Raw genomic sequence first — 24,991 nt, forward strand, 5'->3', positions numbered from 1 at the left:
CTAAATCCTCTTAACTCCGACTTTTTGCCTTTGGTCATTTTTGTTTCTGAGCTTGAGCTCTTTTTTGTATTTTTCTAATTCAACCATTGACCTTATGAGAAAAAGCCTACTAGTAAGCTTGGTGTTGGGAGCGATCTTGTCTTCCACTTCCTTAGCGCAGAAAAAGTACTCCCCAAAGCAAATAGAAGCCCTTAAAGCCGAAGTGGCTCAAATTGTCCAAAACAATCACAAGCAGAGTCAGGTGATGGTGGACAAGGTTTTCAGTTTTGCTGAATTGGGATTTCAGGAAATTGAATCTTCAAAATATCTCACAGGAGTTTTGGAGAAAAACGGATTTACCATTGAGCGGGGAATTTCCGGAATTCCTACGGCTTGGGTTGCAAAATGGAGTAATGGTGAAGGACCTGTAATTGCCCTAGGATCAGATGTGGATGATATACCTAAAGCTTCCCAATACCCCGGTGTTGCTTATCATAAGCCAATTGTGGAAGGTGCTCCAGGCCATGGAGAGGGTCACAATGCAGGTATTCCCTTAAATATCACAGCTGCCCTTGCGGTAAAGCAAATCATGGAGCGTGAAAACATTGGAGGCACCTTGGTTCTTTGGCCTGGAATTGCTGAGGAATTGGTAGCTGCAAAGGCTTGGTTTGCTAGAGATGGTGTTTTTGATGGAATTGATATCTGCATTTTCACCCACGTAGGGAATAACCTTGGAGTAAGCTGGGGGCAGGCCTCAGGAACGGGATTGATTTCGGTTGAATATACTTTTGAAGGAGAAGCTGCTCATGCAGCTGGAGCACCCTGGAGGGGAAGAAGTGCCGCCGATGCTACAGAATTGATGAATATTGGCTGGAACTATAAGAGAGAGCATTTGGATCCTTTGAAGCGTTCTCACTCTGTAATTACAGATGGGGGTGATCAGCCTAATGTGGTCCCTTCTCAAGCTTCCATTTGGTACTATTTCCGAGATGTGAAGTATGATGGCATTATGGATATGTACAACCAAGCCAATGATGTGGCAAAAGGTGCGGCCTTGATGACTAAAACAACGATGACCTCCAAAATCATGGGTACCGCTTGGCCAAGACACTTTAATAAGGTGATTGCTGAGACCATGTATAGCAATATCCAGAAGGTAGGTTTGCCGCAATGGGATGAAAATGACCAGACTTTAGCGAAAGCTCTTCAAAAAGAACTAGGTTCGAAAGAAGAAGGCTTGCCTACTAAATTGGATACCCTTGACGGTCCGGCAAGAGAACTAAGATCCGGAGGTTCGGATGATATCGGGGATGTTTCTTGGGTATTGCCTACGGTTACGTTGAGATTCCCATCTAATATCCCTGGACTTCCTGGACACCATTGGGCAAATGCGATCGCTATGGCTACCCCAATTGCCCACAAGGGGGTAACTGCAGGTGCGAAAGCTGAGGCGATGACTATTTTGGATTTTTTACTGAAGCCGGAATTGGTGGATCAGGCTTGGGACTATTTCAAAAATGTCCAAACCAAAGAAGAAACCTACAAGCCAATGATCACCAAAGAAGATGCTCCTCCAATTTATCTGAATGAGGAGATTATGAAAAAATTCCGACCTGAATTGGAGAAATACTACTACGACGAGACGAAGTACGATACGTATTTGGAGCAGTTGGGAGTGAAGTATCCGACGATCAAGAAAGATTAAAAGGAATTACGAGCAGAAATTGTACTTCATTCCAAAATTCAGAGGCTTCTCTTTTGGAATTAGGATAGAGGTTTAACATAACCTCGTAATTCGTCACTCGTACCTCTTAAATCAAAAATGACATCTTCAAATTTCACATTTATAATTAGAGAAGCCTTTCCCGAAGAACTCCTCTGGGTGCATGAACGCATCCCGGAGTTCCCAGGAAAGGCTTCTTTGGATTTTTATACCGAACGGTTGAAGCACCGGCTATTTTTGGCCTTAGTAGCAGAGAAAGAAGGTGAGTTACTTGGATTCAAGGTGGGCTACCAAAGTGATACCGCAGATTCCTTTTATTCTTGGATGGGCGGGGTTAGGCCAGAATTTCGAAATCAAGGCATTGCCGAGGCATTGGCGGATCATCAGGAAAAATGGGCTAAAGAAAAAGGCTTCAAGTCTGTTTTTTTCAAAACCCGAAACCGCTTTCCGGCCATGATTGCTTTTGGGTTGAAAAGAGGATTTAAAATCATCGAAGTCATTCCCAAAGGAAGTGTGGAGGATTATCGGGTGGTGATGAATAAGCGATTGTAAGATTGAAATATTCGAAAATTGGAAGATTGGGTCCTAATTTTTCAATCTTGTAATTTTTCAATCCTATCTTTGCCCCTCATTCAGCGGTGGAATAACCCGCTTTACCAAAAATTCAAAATGTCTACCCAAGAACAAGTGGCCGCGGGGCTACAGCTTCCAGTCATGGAAGCTTTTTATACTATCCAAGGAGAAGGTCGATTTACCGGGCATCCCGCTTATTTCATAAGGCTGGGAGGTTGTGATGTAGGTTGCGTTTGGTGCGATGTCAAAGAAAGCTGGGAAGCCGGAAAGTGGCCAGTTTTATCCATTGAGAAAATTGTAGACGAGGCCTTGAAGTTCCCCGGTAGACTCGTGGTGATCACAGGAGGTGAGCCTTTGATGTATGATCTGGGGCCTTTGACCAAGCTTTTGAAGGAAAAAGGATTCACTTTAAATATAGAGACCTCTGGAGCTCATCCTTTTTCTGGGAATTTTGACTGGGTTTGCTTTTCCCCCAAAAAATTCAAAAAACCCGATCCTTCCATTTACGCTGTAGCAGATGAATTGAAAGTGGTGGTTTACCATCATTCTGATTTTGCTTTTGCAGAAGAGCATGCCAAATTGGTCAGGACTACTTGCGAATTGAGACTTCAACCTGAATGGTCAAAGGCCTCAAAATATACTCCTGAGATCATAGAGTATGTTAAAAATCGTCCAAATTGGAAAATTTCTCTACAAACGCATAAATTTATGGACATACCCTAAGTTCATGCGCCCTGTTTTGTTTTTCCTGTTGATTTTAGCGATCTGCTTTCAAGTTGAGGCACAGACGTATTCTATTATTGATGGAAGGGCAATTCGACTGTATGAAGAAGCTGAGCAACTGACGATTTCCCGTCAGTACGAACAGGCGATCGAAAAGTATAAAGCAGCAATTGCAAGAGAGGGATCATTTTTAGAAGCCTATGTCAAGGCTTCTCAGCTTTACATCACGATGGGCCAATTGAATGAGGCAGAGAAGATTGCCTTGGTTGGAAAAGGTAGGTTAGGAGGAAAAAACGCGACTCCAAGAAATGTAGCTGACTTTGGCTGGCTTTTTTCCAATTTGTATTTAAAGCAGGGAAGGTTTCAAGAAGCCTACAGGGAGTTTAATTGTGCCGATCCTATTTTTGATGCTGGATTTAAGAAATCCATGTATTACCAGCAGATGAAAGCTCAAATGGATTTTTTGCAAAGTCAATTGGGAGATGTTATGGTGATCGAAAAGGAGATTTTACCTCCTCCGATCAATGAATTTCAGCTCCAATATTTTCCTGTTTTAACTGCTGACGGTGAACAGATTCTTTTTACAAAGAGGGACGGAACAGGAAACTACGACAAAGAAGACATTTATACTTCTTATAAAAAGGCAGATGAGGGTTGGACCCCACCCCAAAGCATAGCCCAGACGATTAACTCGCCTTATAATGAAGGAACATGTTCGGTCACTGCTGATGGTAATATTTTGATTTATACTTCCTGCGATGCCCCTGATTCAAATGGAAGCTGTGACTTGTATGTAGCCTACAAAGTAAATGGCACCTGGCAAAGACCTACCAATATGGGGACCAAAGTCAATTCCCGATCCTGGGATTCCCAACCCTCGCTTTCAGCGGATGGTAGGCTTTTGTTTTTTTCTTCAAATAGAAGAGGAGGATATGGAGGAAATGATATTTGGTATTCGGTAAGGCAAAAAGACGGGAGTTGGTCTGAGGCCAAAAATCTAGGGAATGTGGTAAACACAGCAAAAGACGAGATTTCTCCATTTATGTTCTTTAATAATGAGATCCTCTTTTTTGCTTCTGACGGGCATCAAGGATTTGGGGGAATGGATATTTTTCTTTCCAGGGTTGAAAATGGGGAGTTTCAGGAACCTGAAAATATGGGAATCCCGATCAATGACCACTTGGATCAAGTGGCCTTGTTTATTACTGCACAAAAAGATTACGCGTATTACACAGAATTGACCAAAGGGGAAAGTGGCTCTGAACATGACCGATCCCTGATTTATAGATTCAAATTCCCAGAAGAAATTTACCTGGGAGATAATCTCACGGTGACCGAGGGGAAGGTTTTTAATGCCAAAACAGGACAGCCTATAGAGGCAACCCTTTCTTTGGTTTCTCTTACCAATGACAGCACGCTCTATGAGTTTAAGTCAGATGGGAAAACCGGGGACTTCATGATGCTTTATCCAGAAAAGGCAGTTTCAGGGCTTTATGTGGAGAAGAAAGGATTTCTGCCAAAGATTTATAATGTGGAGAGGGACAAAATTCAAAACGTAAAAGATCTTAAGGTTGAATTGACCCCAGTTGCTTCAGGAGAGGAATTTGTATTTGAGAACGTCTTCTTCGAATTTGACAAATATGATTTAAAACCTGAATCCCTTTCTTCTTTGAAGAGGCTGGTTAAGTTTTTACAGGAAAATCCCAACGTGAATATTTTAGTATCTGGGCATACGGACAATATTGGAAGCGCTGCCTACAATAAAACCCTAAGCCTGCAACGAGCAAAAAGTGTCCAAACCTACTTGGTGAAGGAAGGACTTCATCAAGGTAGAATACTAGTGGAGGGAAAAGGAGATGCCGAGCCGATGGTTCCCAATATCAATCCGGCTAATCAAGCTTTGAATCGGCGGATCACAATCAAAGTTCTTTAGATTCTCGAAATGAAATTTTGAAAAAATATATAACTCATATAGTTTATATAACTTTTTATAAAATTATATATATAACACTAGTTTTGTTTGTTATAAAACAAAATAAAATTCCAAATAAAATAAAATAAGGGGCATTTTTCCTCGTCCCAAAGGGGCTAAAAATCACACAGGAATTTTTCCGTTCAAATAAAAATTGAAACTGACACCTTGATTTTTAGGACTATTTTCAAAAAAATGAAAAAAAATTAACTTTTGTTAACCTATCCTTAACATAAGTTAAATTTCAAAAATGTAGAATATTCCATCAAAAACAGAATTTAATTTTTTCAAAAATCCACTTTTCAGATTTAATCTAAATAAGAGTAAAAAAACATTTCCTATCCATTAGTGGTAAGTAGTTTTGTAAAATCAATTTTCGAGGATAAAATTGATCTTTAATAAACCAAATTTTAACATATGAGGAAAGTTTTACTTCTAGGACTCATGCTGTTTTTGGGAAGTGCTATTGCATTTGCCCAAAGCCGTGTGATTACTGGTATCGTAACCTCTACCGAAGACGGTATGGGTGTACCAGGAGCGACTGTTCTGGTTAAGGGAACTACAATAGGTACTGCCACAGATATTGATGGTAAGTATTCTATCACAGTCCCTGCCGGAAACAATGTGTTGGTATTTAGCTTTGTGGGCTTGTTGTCCCGTGAAGTAACCATCGGCAGCAGAACCACCATCGATGTGGCTCTGGAATCAGACGTCACCGCATTAGGTGAAGTAATCGTAACGGGTTATGGTACCCAGCCTAAAAGAGAAGTAACCGGTGCGGTTTCTTCTGTAAAAGGTGAAGCCATCCAAAACCTACCACTTCAATCATTTGACCGTGCTCTTCAAGGACGTGCAGCTGGTGTTCAGGTAAGATCTTCTAACGGTCTCCCAGGTGGTGCAGTAAACATTCGTATTCGTGGTGTTGGTTCAATCAACGCTGGTAACGAGCCTTTGTTTATTGTTGATGGTGTTCAATTGAACAACCAGTCCAACGCTGCATTTACCCAGTCTAACCCGCTTGCCTTTTTGAATCCTAACGACATCGAGTCTATGGAAATCCTTAAAGATGCTGCATCTGCAGCTATTTATGGTTCTCAGGCTGCTAACGGTGTTGTAATTATTACAACCAAAAAAGGTAAGCAAGGTAAAGCGAAATTCGAATTCAATGCCTTCGCCGGTGAAACTCAGCCAATGAAATACTTGGACGTACTTGGTGGATCTGAATGGTTTGAAATGAGAAGAGATGCTTACATCAATTCTGGTAATACCCTTCCTGAGGCCAACACTTTAAGTAACATGGGCCGTCTTCCTTCAAACTGGCAGCAATTGTCTAGAGAAGAACTTAACCAAATTGGTTTGGATCTTCCTACTTATGATTGGCAAAGAGAAGTTATGGGATCTGGTAGACTTCAGAACTATGAACTTTCAGTTTCAGGTGGAGATGACAAAACAACCTTCTTCCTTTCTGGATCTTATAACTACCAAGAATCTTCATTCAAGCCAGTTGACTTTGAAAGAGGTACAGTAAGAATTGCATTGTCTCATCAGGCGAATAGTAAGTTGAATATTGAAACCAATATGAACCTTTCTACTTTCCAGCAAAATGTACCTTTTGCAGTTTCAGGTTCATTCTTGGGTAGCCCTGCTTTCTCTTCCTCTGCTATTTTGGCTCACAACCCAATTTACAATGAAGATGGAACCTTTAATACTTCCATTGGTGGCGTTCTTGGTCAAAACGTAGTATTGGTAAATGAATACAACTCAGGTCTTCAGAGAACCAACACTGCAGTAGGTAACATGATTGGTACATACAAAATCCTTCCAAACTTGTCTTTCAGATCTTTGTTTGGTTTGGATTACAGATTGCTTCAGGGTGATTCCTACCGTGACCCAAGAACTCCTGATGGAGCTGGTGTAAGAGGTAGAAGCTCTGTTCAGCAAGATTGGAGAACTCGTTTCATCACGACCCAGACTTTGAACTGGAATAAGTCATATAACAACGTTCATAACCTTTCAGCTATCCTTGGTTTTGAATTTGTGTCTGAGACTAGAGAAGGTATTTCTGGTGCTGGTATCGGTTTCCCAACTTTCCAATTCAGAACTATTCAGTCTGCTGCAACTCCTGAATCTATTACTGGTTTCTGGACTGGTTACAGAAGAATGGGCTTCTTCGGATCTGTTAATTACGATTACAAGAAAAAATATCTTGCTACTGTAACTGCCCGATATGACGGTTCTTCCCGATTCGGTGAAAACAATAGATATGGTTTGTTCCCTTCTATCCGTTTGGGTTGGAGCATTGTTGAAGAAGATTTCTTAAAAGAATCTAATTCAGTTTCTGAATTGAAATTAAGAGCTTCTTACGGTTTGACTGGTAACGACCAGATCGGAAACTTTGATGCAAGAGGTCTTTACGGTGGAGGAGGTAACTACTCTGGTAGTGCTGGTATCCTACCTACTTCCTTGGCCAACTTAAACCTAGGATGGGAAACTAACACAACCTTGAACTTAGGTTTGGATTATGGTTTCTTTGGAAACAGAGTGACAGGTTCCTTGGACGTATTTGACAGAAGAACCAAAGACTTGTTGTTGAATCAGCCTATCCTTTGGACAAACGGTTTCAGCGATATTGCCAATAACGTAGGTGAATTGCAGAACAAGGGTATTGAATTTGAAGTCACTACAGTAAACATTGATAAAGGCGGATTCCGCTGGAATACAAGCTTCAACTTCAGTAAAATCAAAAACCAGGTGGTAAGCCTTTATGACGATTTGGAATTTCTTCCTGCTAACCCAGGGATCGCCGTTGGTCAGCCAGTTGGTAGAGATGGTACAGGGGCAAACTTTGTTCAAGAATATGCAGGTGTAAACCCAGCTACTGGTCGCCCAATGTGGTATGATATCAACAGAAATATCACTTACCTTCCTTTGGCTGCTGATAGAATCTACTATGGTTCTAACCTTGCAACAATTTTTGGTGGTTTGAATAATACTTTCTCTTTCAAAGGATTTGAATTGACAGCCTTCTTCGTATACGAATATGGAGCGGTATTCACAGACGGTCAGTATAGCTTCTTGAGAGAAAACGGTACTCGTTTGACTTTGAATGCACTTAGAGAAGTAAACGATAGGTCTTGGACTACTCCTGGTCAAATCACAGATATTCCAAGAAACTTGACCACCAATGCTGGTAATGAAACCAGAGGTGCTAGTAGAAATACTGGTTCTGCTTCCTTGTTGAAAGGAGACTTTATCAGACTTTCTCAGTTGACAGTTGGATATAGCTTCCAGCCTTCTTTGGTAAGCAAAATTGGTTTGTCAAGAGCTAGAGTTTACCTACAGGGTTTGAATCTTTGGACATATGCTGACTATCCAGGATATGATCCTGAATTCACAGGAGCTGGTACAGGTCAAATTCCTTTGACTAAGAATTACACCTTCGGTATTCAAATAGGCTTCTAATCACCTAAATGAGATGAAAAACATGAAAATATTTAATAAAGCTGTGTTGTCACTTGCCTTGGTGGGATCTTTCCTTATGGGTGCTTGTGATAGCGCATTACAGGTAGATCCAAGACAATCCATTGATGCCAATGGTGCCTTGAATACTCCTGATGCAATGGATGCGGCTCTCAACTCGGTATATGCCCGTTTGAGGTCTGTTAGAAATTATGGTAGAGATTTGTTGGCTCTTTCTGATGCACTAGCTGATGTAGGACAAACCACCAGTAACTCTGGCCGTTTGATTGGTGAAAATAACAATCAGCCAAATGCGCATTTTCAAGCTGGTTTCTGGCAAAACAGCTACTTCGGAATCAACGAAGCTAACCTAATCATCGACGGCTTATCTGGTGTAGAAGGTGCTTCTGCAGCTCAGTTGGCTCGTTGGGAAGGTGAAGCTAAGTTCTTGAGAGCTTTGTATTACTTTGATCTAGTAAAAGTTTATTCCTACATCCCAACAGCTATTTATCAGCCGGGTGTAGTTGATCAGGGTGGTATTCCTTTGGTTACTGAAGGTGTAATTACCTCTGATGCAGCTTTCAACAGACAGCCTGCAAGAGCTACAATCGATGAAGTTTATGCTCAGATCTACACTGATCTAGAGGATGCAAAAAGATTGTTGACTTCAAGAGGTGTTCAATACGCATCATCAGCTTCTGCTTCTGCTTTGTTGTCAAGAGTTGCTTTGTACAAAGGTGACTGGAACAAGGCTGTTGAAGAAGCTACCACTGCATTGGCATCTAACGTAGGTGTGGTTCTTTCAGGAAGTGCTTATGTGAATGGATGGAGAGCTCCAGTTAACCCAGAGTCCATGTTCGAAGTTAGATTTGCATTGGCAGAAGAGTCAATTGGTGTTAACGAATCTCTTCAGTCTTCTTATACTGCTTTGTTGAACCTTACCAATAAGAATTCTCAAGGTGGATGGGGTGATTTCATTCCAAATGCTACTGTACGTGGTTTCTTTGGGTTAGCTCCACTTCAGCTTGGCTCTCCAGCTAGTGATAATAACAACTGGGACGTAACTAGAAACTCAGATATTCGTGCTCAGCTGTACACTACTGGAAATACCGTGAGAGGTGCTGGACGTCAAATCGAAAATACCAAGTTTATGTCTAAAAGTGGTTTCGCTTATGCTGACAACGTTCCTGTTATCAGAAAGTCTGAAATGCACTTGAACAGAGCAGAGGCAAACTATCAGTTGAAAAATGAATCAGCTGCCTTGACTGAATTGAATGCGTTTAAAGCTTTGAGAGGACTTACTCCTGTTACTTTGACTGGTCAGGCTCTTCTTGATGAGATCCTTTTGGAAAGATTTAAAGAATTTGCTTTCGAAGGTCACAGATGGTTTGATTTGAAGAGATATGGTAAGCCAGTTATTAAGACTACACCTGCTGTAAACCTTCAGTTTGATGACTTCAAAATCTTGCCTCCTATTCCTCAAAGAGAAGTAGACGGTAACCCAAATCTTAACCAAAACAGAGGATACTAAAATAAGAAATCATGAAAAAGATATTATCTCTAGTAACACTGGCCTTGGTTCTAGTATTCTCTTCTTGCATTGAGCAAGACTATCCTCTTTGGGATGGCTCTTTGGTGGAATTTCAAGATGCAGTTGTAAGAACTCCTGTAGCAGGTCAGAAATATCCAAGAATTACAGTAAACAATAAAGTGGGTACTGTAAGTCTTCAAGTAAACTTGGTAGCTCCTCAGAGATCTACTGATGAGACAATCAATTATTCGGTGGTAGCAGAAGGTACGACAGCGGTAGCTGGTACTGATTATACTACTGCAGGTACATTGGTTATCCCTGCTAACTCAAGTGTAGGTACTTTGACCATTAACGTAGTTAATACTGGTTCACTTGGAGGTTCTGTTGACTTGTTATTGCAATTGGATGGAAATGCTACTATTTCCCCAAGCGAAAACTACAAGCAAGTTCAAATTAGAATTACAAGATAATCCTCCATTTGGAGGAGAATATCTAACTTTACAAAAAGACCGGTTTATCCGGTCTTTTTTTTCCTTGAATCTATGAAAACTGAAAAATTAATTTTCGTCCTCGTTTTTCTTCTTTCCTTTACTAAATTCTCTTACGGCCAGCTTTCTGTGCTGAGAGATAATGGAACTGGTAATCCAATAATGAATAACCCTTATCGTGAGGTTAAGGGCTCTCCATATGTTGCCGATTTCAAGGAAGGAAAGATCTATTTATCAACCGGGCAAACGGTAGAGGGTCTTCAAATAGCTATTAATGGGTACGAAAATACCTTGGAATACAAACTAGAAGGCAATCTATATTCCTATGCCCCAGAAAAATTAAATGGGTTTTCCTGGATTGGAGAAACTGGTGAATCGGTGGAATTTACTTCCAGGTATACTATTCCTACCCTTGGGAAAAAGAGGTTTTTGCAGGTATTGGAGACGGGTAAATACACTTTGCTTATTTACCGGTATAAAATCATGACTGACGATGTTGCTGCTACCTATGGTGCGCAAGCTGCAAAAGTATTTCAAGATCAGGAGGACCTATTTATTGTAAAAGACGATCAGGTTTTCCTTTTCAAGAATAAAACAAAGGAAATGGAATCAATTTTTGGAGATGAAATGTCCAAAGTGAATTCGCTCCAAAAATCTCAAAAACTAAACCTCAAGAATACGGAAGATGTCCGGGTATTGGTTCGGGCTTTAAATCGGTAATTTTAGGAATTCTGAAGATTGAGTCCCTGAATTTTCATTCAGGGACTTTTTTTATAATTTTGCGAGCTATTTACGTTAAGAAATGATTTACATTTCCAGGAAGGAACATTTTAACGCTGCCCATAAACTTTGGAATCCGAAATGGTCAGATGAGAAAAATTTTGAAGTTTTTGGTCCTTGCGCCAATGTAAACTGGCATGGTCACAACTTCGAATTGATTGTCACCGTGAAGGGTTTGCCAGATCCAGAGACAGGTTTTGTAGTAGATCTCAAGCAGTTGAGTACATTAATCAGGAGATCGGTTATTGATAAAGTAGATCATAAAAATCTTAATGTAGATGTGGATTTTATGGTGGGCAAATTGGCAAGTTGTGAGATTTTGGTGATGGAATTTTGGAAAATCCTTGAGCCTGCCGTTAAAGAAATCACCAAGAATGGGGGGTTGTATAAATTGACTCTTTACGAAACCCCACGGAATTTCGTGGAATATTATGGGGAATAAATCTTAAATACCTTGATTGAAAAGTAGGTCGTAGCACCTACTTTTATTTTTTTAAACCATTCAAGTTTTGAAAAAAGTTTACATCATTTCAGGCGAGCGATCAGGAGACCTTCATGCCTCTAATTTGGTTTTGGCGATGAAAAGATTAGATCCTGAAATTTCATTTCGAGGAATGGGAGGGAGCTATTCTGAAGAAGCAGGAGTAGAGCTGGCTGTCGACTATAAAGACGTTGCGTTGATGGGTTTTTTGGAAGTGGTTTTGGGCTTTCGAAAAGTAATTAAGTACCTCAATCTGGTCAAGAATGATATTCAAAAATACAGACCAGATGCTTTGATCCTAGTTGATTATGGTGGATTCAATATGAAAATTGCTGCATATGCCAAAGAGCAAGGGATTGCAGTTCATTATTATATTCCTCCAAAAGTCTGGGCTTGGAATCAAAACCGAGCGCTCCAACTAAAGGCAATTACTCATCAGATTTATTCCATTTTACCTTTTGAGCCTGAATTTTTTGAAAAGTTTGGAATGAAAGTCCATTATGTGGGTAACCCCCTTCTGGATGAAATTAGTAAGTTTAAAACCCATGATTTCTTCTTTCAAAAAAATGAGCTGAATTACCTGCCTATCATTGCTCTTTTGCCAGGAAGCAGAAAACAAGAGATTAAGGGCATGTTGGACAAAATGATTGCTTTGGTCAAAGAATTTCCAAATGCCCAGTTTGTGGTGGCTGGAGTGGATAGTTTGCCGGAATCCCTTTATGCTCCTGCCAAATCTGCTGGAATTAAGTTGGTGTTCAACCAGACTTATGATTTGCTTTCCCATGCCACTGCAGCCGTGGTGACTTCTGGAACTGCGACTTTGGAGACCGCTTTATTTAGAGTTCCTCAAATAGTGGTTTATCGTACTTCATCGATTTCATACCAAATCGCTAAGCGTTTGATACGTGTTCCTTTTATCTCACTGCCTAATTTAATTGCAGGCAAAGAAGTAGTCAAAGAGTTGATTCAGGATGATTTTTCAGTGGGAAATCTGAAAAATGAGCTTCAAAGGATATTTACCAATGTGGTTTATAAGGGTGAAATGCTACAAGGGTATGACCTGATTTTGGAAAAAATTGGTGACCAAAGCGCATCTGATACTACAGCAAAATATATCTTGGATAGCATATAAAAATAAAGCCCTGCTGAGTGGCAGGGCTTTTATTAGGCAACTTGAAGTCTTTTAAATTTCGATTTTTCAAACTGGAATTTGGCATAAGCCGAGTCAATCACCAATTCTTTAATAGTATCATCGGAAGGCAATTCATACATGGCGTCAGTGATAATCGCCTCACAAATTGAGCGAAGACCTCGAGCTCCCAAATTGTATTCCACTGCTTTGTCTACAATAAAATCCAAAGCGCTATCCTCGAACTTCAGCGCTACTCCTTCCATTGCCAAAAGCTTGGTGTATTGTTTTACCAATGCATTTTTTGGTTCGGTTAGGATTCGCTTCAGGGCTTCCTTGTGCAAGGGATCTAAATGAGTCAAAACAGGAAGCCGTCCGATCAATTCTGGGATCAATCCAAAGGCTTTCAAATCTTGTGCAGTAACGTATTGAAGTAGATTTTCCCTGTCCGCCACCATGGTTCCTTTGGCTTTGCTGAACCCCATCGGCTGGGTGTTCAATCTTTTTCCGATATGTCTTGCAATTCCGTCAAAAGCTCCACCGCAAATGAACAGGATATTTTCCGTGTTTACCGCAATCATTTTTTGATCCGGATGCTTTCTACCTCCTTGTGGGGGTACATTTACTACAGTTCCTTCAAGAAGCTTGAGCATGGCTTGCTGAACACCTTCTCCACTTACATCGCGAGTGATGGATGGGTTGTCTGATTTTCTAGCAATCTTATCAATCTCATCGATATATACGATTCCTCTCTCAGCGGCCTCTACATTGTAGTCAGCAGCCTGAAGTAATCGGGTAAGTATGCTTTCTACATCCTCACCAACATATCCTGCTTCTGTAAGAACTGTGGCATCAGCGATGCAAAAAGGAACTTCAAGAATCTTGGCTAAAGTCTTTGCCAAATAGGTTTTACCTGTTCCGGTATCACCAACCATGATAATGTTTGATTTCTCAATCTTGATTTCATCATGATCTTCCTTTTGTTGAAGACGCTTGTAATGGTTATAAACCGCCACAGTAAGCACCTTTTTCGCATCTTCTTGGCCAATGACGTATTGATCCAAGTAGGAGGTAAGTTCCTTCGGTTTTTTGAGATTAAACTTTGGTTTGGCGGTAGATTTTTTGGTCTTTTCCTCCTCTCCTAAGATTAAGTGAGCTTGTTCGATGCAGAAATTACAGATATGGGCAGAAATACCCGATACCATCAGATCCACATCTTTCTTATTTCTGCCACAAAAGGAGCAGGTAACTTGAGCCATTATTTAGTTTTTTTTACTAAAACTTCATCAATTAAGCCGTACTCTTTGGCTTCAGGAGCTTTCAACCAATAATCACGGTCTGAATCTCTTTCGATTTCTTCAAATGTTTTCCCTGTGTGATTGGAAAGGATCTGATACAATTCTTGACGCATGGCAAGAATCAATTTCAATGAAATTTCCATGTCCTTGGATTGACCCTGCATGCCTCCAGAAGGCTGGTGAATCATCACTCTGGAATGTTGCAAAGCAGATCTTTTATCTTTTGCACCTCCTGCCAAAAGTACGGCACCCATAGAAGCTGCAATACCTGTACAGATGGTTGCCACATCAGGGCCGATGTATTGCATGGTGTCATAGATTCCCAGACCTGCTGTCACGGAACCTCCTGGGCTATTGATATAAAGCAAAACGTCTTTTTTAGAATCTACAGATTCCAAGAAAAGCAACTGAGCAACGATGATATTGGCAATATGATCGTCTACTCCGGTACCCAAGAAAATTATCCGATCCATAATCAATCGGGAGAAAACATCAATTTCCCGGAAATTTTGCGGTCTCTCTTCGATTACCGACCGAGTCATATTTTCGATATGAGTGGTATACTGGTCAAATGCAGTTCCACTAACGCCTTGATTGTGAATAGCGTACTTTCTGAATTCTTCTTTGTTGATCATTTTTGAGCTTGTTGTGGTAACAAAAATAAAAAAGTCCTTAAAAAAGGACTTTTCAATATAACTCTCTAAATCGATTTACTTCTCCAAAAGTTCCTTGAATTCGTCGATTGAAATGTTCTTTTCTTTCAAATCAATCTTTTCCTGAACGAAAGCAAGTACTTTATCATTCTGGACTGAGGTCAACATGTTCATGTAGTTTTGACCTTCATTTCCTTTTAAATAATTGTCTACAAAAACGTCCATGCTCGCTTCCAATTGAGCGCCAAGGCCTGAAGAGGCAAATTGTTCACGGATCATTTCCTTAGTCTTCTCAATTACGTCAGCATGCTCAGCTTGGATTCCGTTGTCTTTGGCAATTTGATTTGAAATCAAAGACCAAGTCAGTTGGTTGGCGTAGATTGGATATTCTTTCTCCACATCTTCTTCAGTCACTTTTCCATCATTGGCTCTGATCAACCATTCTTTAAGGAAAGTATCTGGCAAGTCAATTTTAGCTTTTTCAACCAAAACTTTCTTCAATTCTTCTTCAGTGAAGACTTTAGATTCGCGATCATAGCTAGACTGCAAGGTCTCGCGAACTTTTTCAGTAAATTCTTCCAAAGATTTTACCTGATCAGGTCCGAAGATTTTATCAAAAAACTCTTGGTTAAGCTCAGCTTCAGCAGTTCTATTGATGTTTTTAACAGTGAATGTGAAAGCTCCTTTTGCCTCAGCAGCTTCTTCAGCAGAAAGTCCAAAAGCCTCAGACCATTCGTCTTTCTTAACTTCCTTAGCCTCAAATTCAACAACAGCTTCTTTAGAAATGCCAATGAATTTTGCAGCTAGTTTTTTAGAAAGTTTAGAAGTTGGAAGGGAAAGAGTCTTGGAAAAATTTCCATCAATGACTTTAAGGTCACCGTAAATATTGTCACCTGCCTCTGAAACTTCAGGGTTGGTACTTTCACCGTATTGAGACTTCAAGTTGTCGATTGTCTCATTCACCAATTTGTCATCTACCTTAATAGAATATTTTGTTCCTTTGGTTTTATTATCTAAAGGAAGTTCTACTGACTCAACAAATCCAATTTTGTATTCGAAGTCAAAATCTTTTTGAGCCTTCCAATCGATGGAATTATCTTCTTTTTCTACTGGAAGTGGTTCGCCTAAAATGCGAAATGTTTGCTCTTTTAAGTAGTTGTTTAGGGATTCACTCAGGATGGAATTGATTTCGTCCACCAAAACAGACATTCCGTAAATATTTTTAACCATGGAAACAGGAGCCTTTCCAGGTCTAAAACCTTTGATGGCAGCTTTCTTTGCGTAATCTTTTAGTTTCGCATCTACCTTTGGTTGATAATCTGCTTCGTTTAGCTTAATTTTAATTAAGGCTTGATTTGCTGAATGCTTGTCTAATGTAATTTCCAAGGTGTATCGTATTAAACAGATGTTGAATTAAAAACCCCCAATCACTTTCCTGTCTGATCAAAACAGTGGAGTGATTGAGGGCTTGAGCTGTGCGGATGGAGGGACTCGAACCCCCATGCCTCGCGGCGCTAGATCCTAAGTCTAGTGCGTCTACCAATTTCGCCACATCCGCATTGGATTCAATCAGACCGAGATTATTTGATCAAATGACCTCGTTTTCCAATTGTGGTTGCAAAGGTAAATACATATTCCAATTTTTCGCAAGTGTGAAGAAAAAATAATTCAGAAAAAATTGGAATCAATCCCATACTATCTCAAACTTTGAATAAAAATCCTCTCATATGATCCAAGTGGATTTAGAAGAAGAAAGAAACGAAATACTCAAACGCTACAGAAGACTGCTTCGTCAGGCAAAGCCGATTTTAAAACCCGGCGATACCAAGCTGATCAAAAAGGCATTCAACATATCCCTTGAGGCCCACAAGGATATGAGAAGAAAGTCTGGCGAACCCTACATTTATCATCCCTTGGAAGTAGCCCTAGTCTGCGTAGAAGAAATAGGTCTGGGTACAACATCTATTATCGCAGCCCTACTTCATGATGTGGTGGAGGATACTGACATGGAGCTGGAGGATATTCAGAGGGAGTTTGGCCACAAGGTCATGACCATTATTGATGGGTTGACCAAAATTTCCGGTGTATTTGATTATGGTAGCTCTCAGCAGGCGGAAAATTTCCGTAAAATGCTGCTTACCCTCTCGGATGATGTTCGGGTGATTTTGATCAAGATTGCAGACCGTCTCAATAACATGCGGACTCTTGGAAGTATGCCAAGGCATAAGCAGTTGAAAATTGCCTCCGAGACCATGTATCTCTATGCTCCCTTAGCGCATAGGCTTGGCCTATATGCGATCAAGTCAGAGTTGGAAGATCTGTATCTGAAGTTTACTGATACAGAAACCTATCAGGAAATTGTCAAGAAAATCAACGAGTCTAAAAGCTACCGGAATAAATTCATCAAGAATTTCATTCAGCCGATAGAGGAGGAATTAACTCGCCAAGGTTTCCACTTTACAATAAAAGGAAGACCCAAATCTGTTTATTCTATTTACAACAAAATGAAAAAGCAGGGGATACCTTTCGAAGAAGTGTATGACCTTTTTGCCATTCGAATCATTTTGGACAGTGAGTTAGAAAATGAAAAGGCAGATTGTTGGCAGGTTTATTCTGTAGTGACAGATTTTTACAGGCCAAATCCAGACAGGCTAAGAGACTGGATTAGTACCCCTAGGTCAAATGGCTACGAATCCCTGCACACCACGGTCATGAGTAATACCGGTCAATGGGTGGAGGTGCAAATCCGAACCTCCAGAATGGATGAAATCGCGGAAAAAGGGTATGCAGCCCATTGGAAATACAAGGAAAAGGATTCCTCTGGTAAATCCGGCTCTGGACTAGATGATTGGATTAATCAGGTCAGAAGTATGCTGGAATCCAATGACGGAAATGCCATTGAATTCATGGATGACTTCAGAGGCAATCTATTCCACGATGAAGTTTTTGTCTTTACCCCTAAAGGAGATTTAAAAGTATTGCCTTTTGGCGCAACTGCCTTGGATTTTGCTTTTGAAATCCACACTGAAATTGGCGCAAAATGTATAGGGGCCAAAGTCAATCAAAAGCTGGTTCCTATCACCCATAAGCTGAAAAATGGGGATCAGGTTGAGATTCTAACTTCCAATAAACAAAAGCCAAATGAAGATTGGCTGAATCACGTAGTCACTTCCAGGGCTAAGGCAAAAATTAAAGACGCTTTAAGAGAGGAGAAAAAATCCGCTATCTTGGATGGTCGAGAGATTGTGCAGAGAAAACTCAAAGCGATGAAAATTGAGTTTACCTCGGAAACAATCGAACAGCTTCGAGCTTACTTCGAACTCAAAACAGCTAATGAATTTTATTATCGAGTCGGGAAAGGAATTATTGATCCGACTTCTATCAAGTCTTTCAAGGACTTTAAGGAAAATCAAAAACTAAAGGCGAAGTCCTCTGAAAAAGTAAAAGACGAGTCTTCCTTTACCAAGGAAATCAAAAGCCTCAAAGGTCCGGATCACGATCAGTTGCTGATCGGAGAAGATATGGACGTCGTGGATTACATCCTTGCCAAATGCTGTAATCCAATCCCCGGTGATGATGTTTTCGGTTTTGTGACTGTCAATGAAGGGATAAAAATCCACCGAACTTCCTGCCCAAATGCGCTCGAACTTCTTTCTAATCATGGAAATCGAGTGATTAAAGCCAGGTGGACTAGTCAAAAGGAAATTGCTTTTTTAGCAGGGCTAAGGATTGTAGGTACAGATCGGGTTGGTTTGATCAATGATGTTACCAAGGTGATTTCAAATGAATTGAAAGTAAATATGAGATCCATTACCGTGGATTCTGATGCTGGAATTTTTGAAGGAACCATCAAACTTTATGTCCACAGTACCGAACACCTCGACCACCTGATAAAAAACCTTCAACAAGTAGACGGAATCATCAAAGTTTCCAGGTTTGATTAGGCTTGAATCATTTCTTATCAACAAAAGTTATATTTGAAAAAAATACGAAAAGATGACTTTGAACACTGCTCATTTCGAGGAAGTCAAAAAGATATTTACTGCTTATCTGGAAACCCAAAAACTGCGAAAGACTCCTGAGCGATATGCTATTTTGGAGGAAATCTACAGCCGGACGGGACATTTTGATGTAGAAGGTTTGTACATCAGCATGAAAAACAAGAATTACCGAGTCAGTAGGGCTACAGTGTACAATACTTTGGATTTATTGGTTGAGTGCGATTTGGTGACCAAACATCAGTTTGGAAAGAACCTTGCCCAATTCGAAAAATCGTATGGGTACAAGCAGCATGACCATCTTATCTGCGTGGATTGCAACCAAGTACTGGAATTCTGTGATCCAAGAATCCAAAACATCCAAAATACCGTAGGAGAAATTCTTGACTTTAAGGTCTTGCATCATTCCTTGATTCTTTACGGAAATTGCCACAAAGTAAACTGCCCAAATAAAAAACTAAACTGATGAAACTGACTTACACGCATCAAAAAGATGAAAAAGCCAACTATCTATTTATCCAAGGTGATCTGATCGGGGATGAGATAGGTCCAAAATTGGTGGAATTGGTTTCAGACGCTATTCAGGAAGGAGCAAAAACCTTTGTAATTGATCTGAGTGAGGTTCGTTACATTAGTTCGAGCGGAATTGGGCTTTTGATCACTATGCTTACAAAAATGAGAAATGTCGGAGGAGAGGTTTATCTCACTTCACCTTCTGAGCATGTCAAGAAGCTTTTGATCATTACTAAGCTGAATAACATTTTCACTGTATTTGATTCAGTGGAGGATTTTAAGGCAAAGAAATAGGTAGCACATACTCAATTTGTAAAAGGCTGCTTTTGGGCAGCCTTTACTGTTTTTTAATTTCAAGCTGAAATAATAGCTGTTTCCCTTGGTTTTCTTTGCCCTTATCGCAAATTTCGCCCTTTAAAAAACTCAAAATTTCGCTTAGATCGCACATCAAATGAAGATGGATGTATTGCTGGGTCTCCAGTGGGGAGATGAAGGAAAAGGTAAAATCGTTGACGTACTTGCGCCTCAATATGAGGTAGTTGCCAGATTTCAAGGTGGCCCAAATGCGGGTCATACACTAGAATTTGATGGCATAAAGCACGTCTTGCATCAAATTCCGTCTGGTATTTTTCGCTCTCAAATCCTCAATATCATCGGGAATGGAGTCGTTCTTGATCCGATTATTTTGAAAAAGGAAATCGATGGATTGGGGAAATTCTCCATTGACTACAGGAAAAATCTGGTGATTTCAAAAAAGGCTACCATAATAGTTCCTACCCATAAATTACTTGATGCAGCATACGAGCAGTCTAAAGGAGATAAAAAAATTGGCTCAACCCTTAAAGGGATTGGACCTACGTATCAGGATAAAATTGGTAGATCTGCTTTAAGAATCGGAGATATTTTGAGCCCTGATTTCAGAGAAAAATATGATACGCTTTTGGAAAAGCACAAGACCACGCTTTCCTTCTACAATTATCCTTTGGATAAGTTAGAGGAAATGGAAAGCCAGTTTTTCGAAGCTGTTGAGTTTGTGAAAACGCTAAATCTGATTGACAGCGAATATGTGGTCAATGATGCTTTAGCTTCTAACAAAAAGATTTTGGCAGAAGGAGCTCAAGGCTCTCTTTTGGACGTTGATTTTGGAAGCTATCCTTTTGTTACCAGTTCTAATACCATGACCGCTGGCGCTTGCACTGGCCTTGGTGTAGCTCCTTCTCGAATCGGTGAAGTCTTCGGGATTTTCAAAGCCTATTGTACACGAGTAGGTAGCGGACCTTTCCCTACAGAGCTTTTTGATGAGACTGGGGAGGCAATGAGAAAAGAAGGGAATGAATTTGGAAGCACCACAGGTCGTCCGAGAAGATGTGGATGGTTGGATATCCCTGCTTTGAAATATTCCATCATGATTAATGGGGTGACCCAATTATTTATGATGAAGGCTGATGTGTTGAATATTTTTGATGAAATCAAAATTTGTACACATTACGAATTGCCGGATGGAAGCAAAATAGACCGATTGAGTTTTGAAATTACTGACATGGATGTGAAGCCAGTCTACAAGACAATGAAAGGCTGGCATTGCTCATTGGCAGATGTTCGCAAGTATGAAGATTTCCCTACAGAATTAAAAGACTATGTGACCTATCTAGAGTCTGAACTCCATGTGCCTATAAAACTGGTTTCGGTAGGCCCTGATAGAAGTCAGACCATTTTGAGGTAACTAAAATAAATCTTTTAAGAAGCTCCTAGGATAATTCCTTGGAGCTTTTTGTTTTATGCGGCTATAGCCCCTATTTTCGAGAAAAAGAATTCCTTTGAAGAGGCTGGGTTTATTTTTAATCATTTTCTGGATGGGATGGGGGATTTTACCTGCGTCTGCGCAGATCGGCTTTCCCTATTGCGAAACTTTTCAAACTCCCAATACCCTCAATGAAACGATTTTTGGAGGAGATGCCAGATTAATCGAAGGGGTTTTGCGACTTACCTCAAATCAAAATAATCAACGGGGGTATGTCTATATCAATGTCCCTTTTCCTTCTTCCTATGGATTAAAGGTTGAGTTTGAATATTTCAGTTATGGTGGAATAGGACAATTTCTGGCGGATGGTTTGGCGATGTTTCTTTTTGATGGAGACACTCCAGTGTTCAATGCTGGTGGATTTGGAGGTTCCTTAGGATACGCTCAAAGAGATAGTGAATCAGGATTATCCAATGGATATTTAGGTTTAGGCTTTGATGAGTTTGGGAATTTTGGAAATAGCACCGAAGGAAGGGTAGGAGGCTTTGCCGCTTTAAATGCAAACGGAAGGGCTCCAGATGCGATTGTCCTACGAGGTCCTGGCAATGGAAGGAATGGTTATCCATTTGTTGTGGGAAGAAAAACCAATGATGTAGGGACGGATAAAGATGGATTTAATCCCGGTTCTCAGTTTACCATTAGCTCTGGTGGAGCGGGTACCTTTAGAGTGACCGATCCCAATCAAATAGGCTATCGGAAGGTTTTTGTGGAACTCCAGCCAGATCCTGATGGAGTTGGGTATTTTATAACTGTCAGAATGATGGTGACTACCAGTCCCAATCAGCCTAGAATGGTAACCATTTTTGATCGACCCTATGATTTTCCTGCCCCAAAAAACCTTAAAATTGGATTTTCAGCTTCTACGGGAGGGTTTTCAAATTTTCATGAAATCAGAAACTTAATTGTCGAAGTTTCCAATGACGAGGCCTTACAAAACCCAGAAGGGGTAAATATTGTAGACTTTTCCTCCTGTGCAGGTCAAGAAAATCAATTTGTGATTGAGGATAAAAATGTAAGGCTTCCCAATATCAATAGTACTATACGCTGTTTGCAATTTTTCAGAACAAAAGAGGATATCGTCAAAAACGAAGGAGACCTATGTAATCAAGCACGTTGCCTGGAGCAAAATAGATTTTTGGTCGTACCTGAGGGAGTTTTTAGAGCCAGTGACAATGCTGGTGGATTTAGCTTTACTCCAAATGAGGAATTTATTGGAAAGCAGGTAACTGTATTTTATACGATCACGGATAATTATGGGAAAACCTCAGAGGGGAATTCCATCACATTGGATATTAATGAATCTCCAGAGCCAATTTCCCTTTTTGTGAAAGGAAAATCCGAGGTTCAGGAAAAAGTCGACTTATGTATTGGAGAGTCGGTTGTTTTAGAGGGACTAGGTCCGGAAAAGTATCAGCGATTTGAATGGTATAAAGATGGGGAATTAGTGGAAGGAGAATTCAATCAGGAAATTCAAATTAGCGAGGAGGGTGAATATGAAGTATGGGGCTACAATCTAAAAGGCTGCCCTGCCAAATCCCAAAAGCTAATTGTTGAATTTCCAGACACTCCGGTTCTTGAAGAAGGGATTGTCTTGGTGAGCTGTGATCCTACTCAGGCAGTGGATGCCACTCAAGCTATCCAGGGGTACGATAAAGAGAAATTTGACTATTTGCTTTCTGGTCAGGCTGGAAGATTTTTAAATGATGAAATGAAAGCCATTAAGGCGTCTGGGATTTATTCCCTACAAGTCAAACCTAAATCCCTGGATTGTTATTCTGAGCCTGTGGAATTGGAAGTTTACATTCAACAGAAAAAATTGGAAGTTGATTTTGATTTTGTAGTAGAAGGGACGGACATAAAAGATGATGAAAGCGGGGGAATATTTCCTTCAGACCCCATTGAATTTACCAGTGAAGTGGATGATAAAGCGGAAAAGTGGCTTTGGGATTTTGGCGATGGACAATCCTCAACAGAAAAAAATCCAGTTCATGTGTTTGGGAAGAAGGGACAATTCATGGTCAAATTGACTGTGGAGGATAAATATGGTTGTCCCTCAACTAAAGAGAAAACTGTTTCCATCACTCGAAGTTATCGGGTCATGTTTCCGACAGGGTTTACACCAAATAGCGATCAAAACACCACATTTATTCCTAAATGGAAGGGATTGGTTCAAATCGAACTATTGATTTTTAATATTTGGGGAGAATTAATTTTCCGAACCGATGATCTGAATTCCGAAGGATGGGATGGGACATTGGAAGGCAAGCTTCAGGATCCCGGGGTCTATGTTTATCGGTTTAATGGTTTGAGTACAGAAGGAGAATCAGTAAGGGAAAGCGGAAAATTCAGGTTGATCAGATGAAATTTTTTTTGTGTATAGGGGTGATTTTTTTTGCTATTTCCTTGACAGGAAATACCCAGGATATTCAATACAGTCAATATTACGCCAACCCAATTTATTTAAATCCCGGTATGGTAGGAAGCACTGGGATGAGTCGAGCAGGTGTAAATTTTAGAAACCAATGGCCAGCTTTAGACCAGACTTTTTTGGCGTATACTGGATATTATGATTTTTATAATGAAAAGATGAATTCAGGATTCGGGGTAATTATTCAAGGTGTAAATGAATCTTTTACTCAAACGAGTCTGGTTGAACTTGGGGTAGCCTACAGTTACAGGTTGAAAATCTCTGAAAGTGATTTTATTCAGGCAGGGGTTCAGGGGAGTTTCATTTCTAGAGATGCATTTTTTGATAGAGTTATCTTGGGAACTCAGTTAGACATTAATAAAGGAACAATTCTGGGAAATCCTGGAGACGGCTTTGAAGGTGATAGTCAGATCAAGTCAGCTGATGCCCATGCCGGATTGATTTATTTTGGTAAAAAAGTTTGGCTAGGAGTTGCTGCATCCCATCTGTTGAGACCTGAAATTAGCTTTTTGGCTGGTAGCAATTACAAACTTCCGATGAAATATGCCCTGCATGGAGGATATCGATTTAATCTTACCTCTGGGGACATCAATGATTATTTTAATAATGTGGATCAAGAAAGGTCTGTAGCTCTTGGTTTTAATTTTAAAAAGCAGGGGCAATATTCCCAGTTAGACCTTGGAGCTGAATTTTTCTTTGAGCCTTTGGTTTTGGGTTTTTGGTATCGCGGACTTCCTTCTAAATACGATTTACCTAATAATGAATCGTTCGTGGCCCTTTTTGGGGTGAGTTTAGATTCAGGTCTGGAACTGGGTTATAGTTTCGATTTTCCTATATCCAAATTAGGCTATCAGGGTTCTGGTGGTTCTCACGAAATATCTGTTAGGTATGTCTTTTCGTCAAAAGACCCAAGAAAAAGATATTTTGCACCTTTGCCAACCTTTAGATATTAGGTGTTGTACCAATTTTTTAGAATAATATTTTGACTTATGTGATTTTTGTCGCAAAAAACGAGTCTGAAATGATCTTGATTTGTTAATTCATTAGTGAAAATTTTATAGATCATTTTCAAGCAGTTATCCAAAAAGCAAGGATTTTTAGGGTTTTGCTATTGTAGTGGAATAAAATTTAGAGATATTTGCACTCCCAAACGACGCGAACGGTGTTGTGGGGAATTGAAAAGAGGGCGAGGGGAGGCAGGGAAGGAGAAAAAGCCTGAAGAAAAAATAAAATTTTATTTTGCTTTGGGTGTTGTGAAGAAAGAAAAGATGGTTACCTTTGCAACCCTGTTCGGAAGGAACGGGGAAAAATAAAACGAAAAACTGTGCTGGAGACAGCGGTTTTTGACAGGCTCGGAACAAGATCCGGGACAAGTTCTTTGAAGTGATGTAAGGCGAAAAAAACCTGAAGAAAGACAGGGCAGCTGTGATGAAATTTAGTAGTCATAGCGTGTACAAATGAT

Annotated in this window: 19 protein-coding genes and 1 tRNA gene; 16 read left to right on the forward strand and 4 right to left on the reverse strand. The window is 40.2% G+C overall.

The genetic code is table 11. From position 1 onward, the window contains the following. Positions 1-94 precede the first annotated feature (94 nt). The 10 genes from DFQ04_RS15545 to lpxB all read left to right on the forward strand — a co-directional run bounded on the left by DFQ04_RS15545 (position 95) and on the right by lpxB (position 12,841). The gene (locus tag DFQ04_RS15545) at positions 95-1,684 is read left to right on the forward strand and encodes an amidohydrolase (protein WP_133557534.1); all 1,590 of its coding nucleotides are present in this window, start codon (positions 95-97) and stop codon (positions 1,682-1,684) included. Positions 1,685-1,801: 117 nt separating this feature from the next. Beyond that, a complete protein-coding gene (locus DFQ04_RS15550) occupies positions 1,802-2,254 on the forward strand; it encodes a GNAT family N-acetyltransferase (RefSeq protein ID WP_133557536.1) in 453 nt (150 codons plus the stop codon). 117 nt (positions 2,255-2,371) lie between these two features. Next, positions 2,372-2,998, forward strand: a complete 627-nt coding sequence (locus tag DFQ04_RS15555) for a 7-carboxy-7-deazaguanine synthase QueE (RefSeq protein WP_133557538.1) — start codon at positions 2,372-2,374, stop codon at positions 2,996-2,998. Between the two features lie 4 nt (positions 2,999-3,002). After that, positions 3,003-4,931 (forward strand): OmpA family protein, encoded by a 1,929-nt coding sequence (locus DFQ04_RS15560; protein ID WP_133557540.1) that lies wholly within the window; start codon positions 3,003-3,005, stop codon positions 4,929-4,931. A gap of 456 nt (positions 4,932-5,387) precedes the next feature. Then, complete coding sequence (locus tag DFQ04_RS15565; protein ID WP_133557542.1) at positions 5,388-8,432, forward strand: SusC/RagA family TonB-linked outer membrane protein; 3,045 nt, start codon at positions 5,388-5,390, stop codon at positions 8,430-8,432. 22 nt (positions 8,433-8,454) lie between these two features. Continuing rightward, positions 8,455-9,960: a RagB/SusD family nutrient uptake outer membrane protein gene (locus tag DFQ04_RS15570; RefSeq protein WP_243739698.1), complete on the forward strand. Its 1,506-nt coding sequence runs from the start codon at positions 8,455-8,457 to the stop codon at positions 9,958-9,960. A gap of 11 nt (positions 9,961-9,971) precedes the next feature. After that, positions 9,972-10,430, forward strand: coding sequence for a Calx-beta domain-containing protein (locus tag DFQ04_RS15575; protein WP_133557546.1), 459 nt, complete (start codon positions 9,972-9,974; stop codon positions 10,428-10,430). Between the two features lie 72 nt (positions 10,431-10,502). Then, entirely contained in the window at positions 10,503-11,168 is a 666-nt protein-coding gene (locus tag DFQ04_RS15580) for a hypothetical protein (RefSeq protein WP_133557548.1), read from the forward strand. Positions 11,169-11,250: 82 nt separating this feature from the next. Beyond that, complete coding sequence (locus tag DFQ04_RS15585; protein ID WP_133557550.1) at positions 11,251-11,670, forward strand: 6-pyruvoyl trahydropterin synthase family protein; 420 nt, start codon at positions 11,251-11,253, stop codon at positions 11,668-11,670. 67 nt (positions 11,671-11,737) lie between these two features. Further along, positions 11,738-12,841 (forward strand): lipid-A-disaccharide synthase, encoded by a 1,104-nt coding sequence (lpxB, locus tag DFQ04_RS15590; RefSeq protein WP_133557552.1) that lies wholly within the window; start codon positions 11,738-11,740, stop codon positions 12,839-12,841. A 32-nt stretch (positions 12,842-12,873) separates the two neighbouring features. Here lpxB and clpX read toward each other — a convergent pair whose 3' ends face one another. The 4 genes from clpX to DFQ04_RS15610 all read right to left on the reverse strand — a co-directional run bounded on the left by clpX (position 12,874) and on the right by DFQ04_RS15610 (position 16,347). Then, on the reverse strand, positions 12,874-14,097 hold the full coding sequence (clpX, locus tag DFQ04_RS15595) for an ATP-dependent Clp protease ATP-binding subunit ClpX (RefSeq protein ID WP_133557554.1): 1,224 nt from the start codon (positions 14,095-14,097) through the stop codon (positions 12,874-12,876). After that, positions 14,097-14,771, reverse strand: coding sequence for an ATP-dependent Clp protease proteolytic subunit (locus tag DFQ04_RS15600; protein WP_133557556.1), 675 nt, complete (start codon positions 14,769-14,771; stop codon positions 14,097-14,099). Before DFQ04_RS15600 ends, clpX begins: the two co-directional genes overlap by 1 nt. 75 nt (positions 14,772-14,846) lie before the next feature. Further along, a complete protein-coding gene (gene tig / locus DFQ04_RS15605) occupies positions 14,847-16,175 on the reverse strand; it encodes a trigger factor (RefSeq protein WP_133557559.1) in 1,329 nt (442 codons plus the stop codon). A gap of 90 nt (positions 16,176-16,265) precedes the next feature. Beyond that, a tRNA-Leu gene (locus DFQ04_RS15610) sits at positions 16,266-16,347 on the reverse strand. 169 nt (positions 16,348-16,516) lie between these two features. Here DFQ04_RS15610 and DFQ04_RS15615 point away from each other — a divergent pair. From DFQ04_RS15615 to DFQ04_RS15640, 6 genes are all read left to right on the forward strand, one after another. Beyond that, a complete protein-coding gene (locus DFQ04_RS15615; RefSeq protein WP_133557561.1) occupies positions 16,517-18,733 on the forward strand; it encodes a RelA/SpoT family protein in 2,217 nt (738 codons plus the stop codon). A 52-nt stretch (positions 18,734-18,785) separates the two neighbouring features. Next, positions 18,786-19,253, forward strand: a complete 468-nt coding sequence (locus DFQ04_RS15620; RefSeq protein ID WP_133557563.1) for a Fur family transcriptional regulator — start codon at positions 18,786-18,788, stop codon at positions 19,251-19,253. Next, the gene (locus DFQ04_RS15625; protein WP_133557565.1) at positions 19,253-19,594 is read left to right on the forward strand and encodes an STAS domain-containing protein; all 342 of its coding nucleotides are present in this window, start codon (positions 19,253-19,255) and stop codon (positions 19,592-19,594) included. Before DFQ04_RS15620 ends, DFQ04_RS15625 begins: the two co-directional genes overlap by 1 nt. 157 nt (positions 19,595-19,751) lie before the next feature. Then, positions 19,752-21,023: an adenylosuccinate synthase gene (locus DFQ04_RS15630; RefSeq protein WP_133557567.1), complete on the forward strand. Its 1,272-nt coding sequence runs from the start codon at positions 19,752-19,754 to the stop codon at positions 21,021-21,023. 130 nt (positions 21,024-21,153) lie between these two features. Continuing rightward, positions 21,154-23,463: a PKD domain-containing protein gene (locus DFQ04_RS15635; protein ID WP_133557569.1), complete on the forward strand. Its 2,310-nt coding sequence runs from the start codon at positions 21,154-21,156 to the stop codon at positions 23,461-23,463. Beyond that, positions 23,460-24,482 (forward strand): PorP/SprF family type IX secretion system membrane protein, encoded by a 1,023-nt coding sequence (locus DFQ04_RS15640; protein WP_133557571.1) that lies wholly within the window; start codon positions 23,460-23,462, stop codon positions 24,480-24,482. Before DFQ04_RS15635 ends, DFQ04_RS15640 begins: the two co-directional genes overlap by 4 nt. The last annotated feature ends 509 nt before the right edge of the window (positions 24,483-24,991 follow it).

It is taken from the genome of Algoriphagus boseongensis (assembly GCF_004362805.1).
Lineage (GTDB): Bacteria > Bacteroidota > Bacteroidia > Cytophagales > Cyclobacteriaceae > Algoriphagus > Algoriphagus boseongensis.

Coding starts and splice junctions, on each gene's coding strand:
- DFQ04_RS15580 (WP_133557548.1), top strand. CDS start 10,503: ATGAAAACTGAAAAATTAATTTTCGTCCTCGTTTTTCTTCTTTCCTTT.
- DFQ04_RS15600 (WP_133557556.1), bottom strand. CDS start 14,771: ATGATCAACAAAGAAGAATTCAGAAAGTACGCTATTCACAATCAAGGC.
- DFQ04_RS15570 (WP_243739698.1), top strand. CDS start 8,455: ATGAAAATATTTAATAAAGCTGTGTTGTCACTTGCCTTGGTGGGATCT.
- DFQ04_RS15635 (WP_133557569.1), top strand. CDS start 21,154: ATGGGATGGGGGATTTTACCTGCGTCTGCGCAGATCGGCTTTCCCTAT.
- DFQ04_RS15560 (WP_133557540.1), top strand. CDS start 3,003: ATGCGCCCTGTTTTGTTTTTCCTGTTGATTTTAGCGATCTGCTTTCAA.
- DFQ04_RS15615 (WP_133557561.1), top strand. CDS start 16,517: ATGATCCAAGTGGATTTAGAAGAAGAAAGAAACGAAATACTCAAACGC.
- DFQ04_RS15545 (WP_133557534.1), top strand. CDS start 95: ATGAGAAAAAGCCTACTAGTAAGCTTGGTGTTGGGAGCGATCTTGTCT.
- DFQ04_RS15575 (WP_133557546.1), top strand. CDS start 9,972: ATGAAAAAGATATTATCTCTAGTAACACTGGCCTTGGTTCTAGTATTC.
- DFQ04_RS15565 (WP_133557542.1), top strand. CDS start 5,388: ATGAGGAAAGTTTTACTTCTAGGACTCATGCTGTTTTTGGGAAGTGCT.
- DFQ04_RS15550 (WP_133557536.1), top strand. CDS start 1,802: ATGACATCTTCAAATTTCACATTTATAATTAGAGAAGCCTTTCCCGAA.
- DFQ04_RS15625 (WP_133557565.1), top strand. CDS start 19,253: ATGAAACTGACTTACACGCATCAAAAAGATGAAAAAGCCAACTATCTA.
- DFQ04_RS15640 (WP_133557571.1), top strand. CDS start 23,460: ATGAAATTTTTTTTGTGTATAGGGGTGATTTTTTTTGCTATTTCCTTG.
- DFQ04_RS15620 (WP_133557563.1), top strand. CDS start 18,786: ATGACTTTGAACACTGCTCATTTCGAGGAAGTCAAAAAGATATTTACT.
- DFQ04_RS15555 (WP_133557538.1), top strand. CDS start 2,372: ATGTCTACCCAAGAACAAGTGGCCGCGGGGCTACAGCTTCCAGTCATG.
- DFQ04_RS15630 (WP_133557567.1), top strand. CDS start 19,752: ATGAAGATGGATGTATTGCTGGGTCTCCAGTGGGGAGATGAAGGAAAA.
- DFQ04_RS15585 (WP_133557550.1), top strand. CDS start 11,251: ATGATTTACATTTCCAGGAAGGAACATTTTAACGCTGCCCATAAACTT.
- clpX (WP_133557554.1), bottom strand. CDS start 14,097: ATGGCTCAAGTTACCTGCTCCTTTTGTGGCAGAAATAAGAAAGATGTG.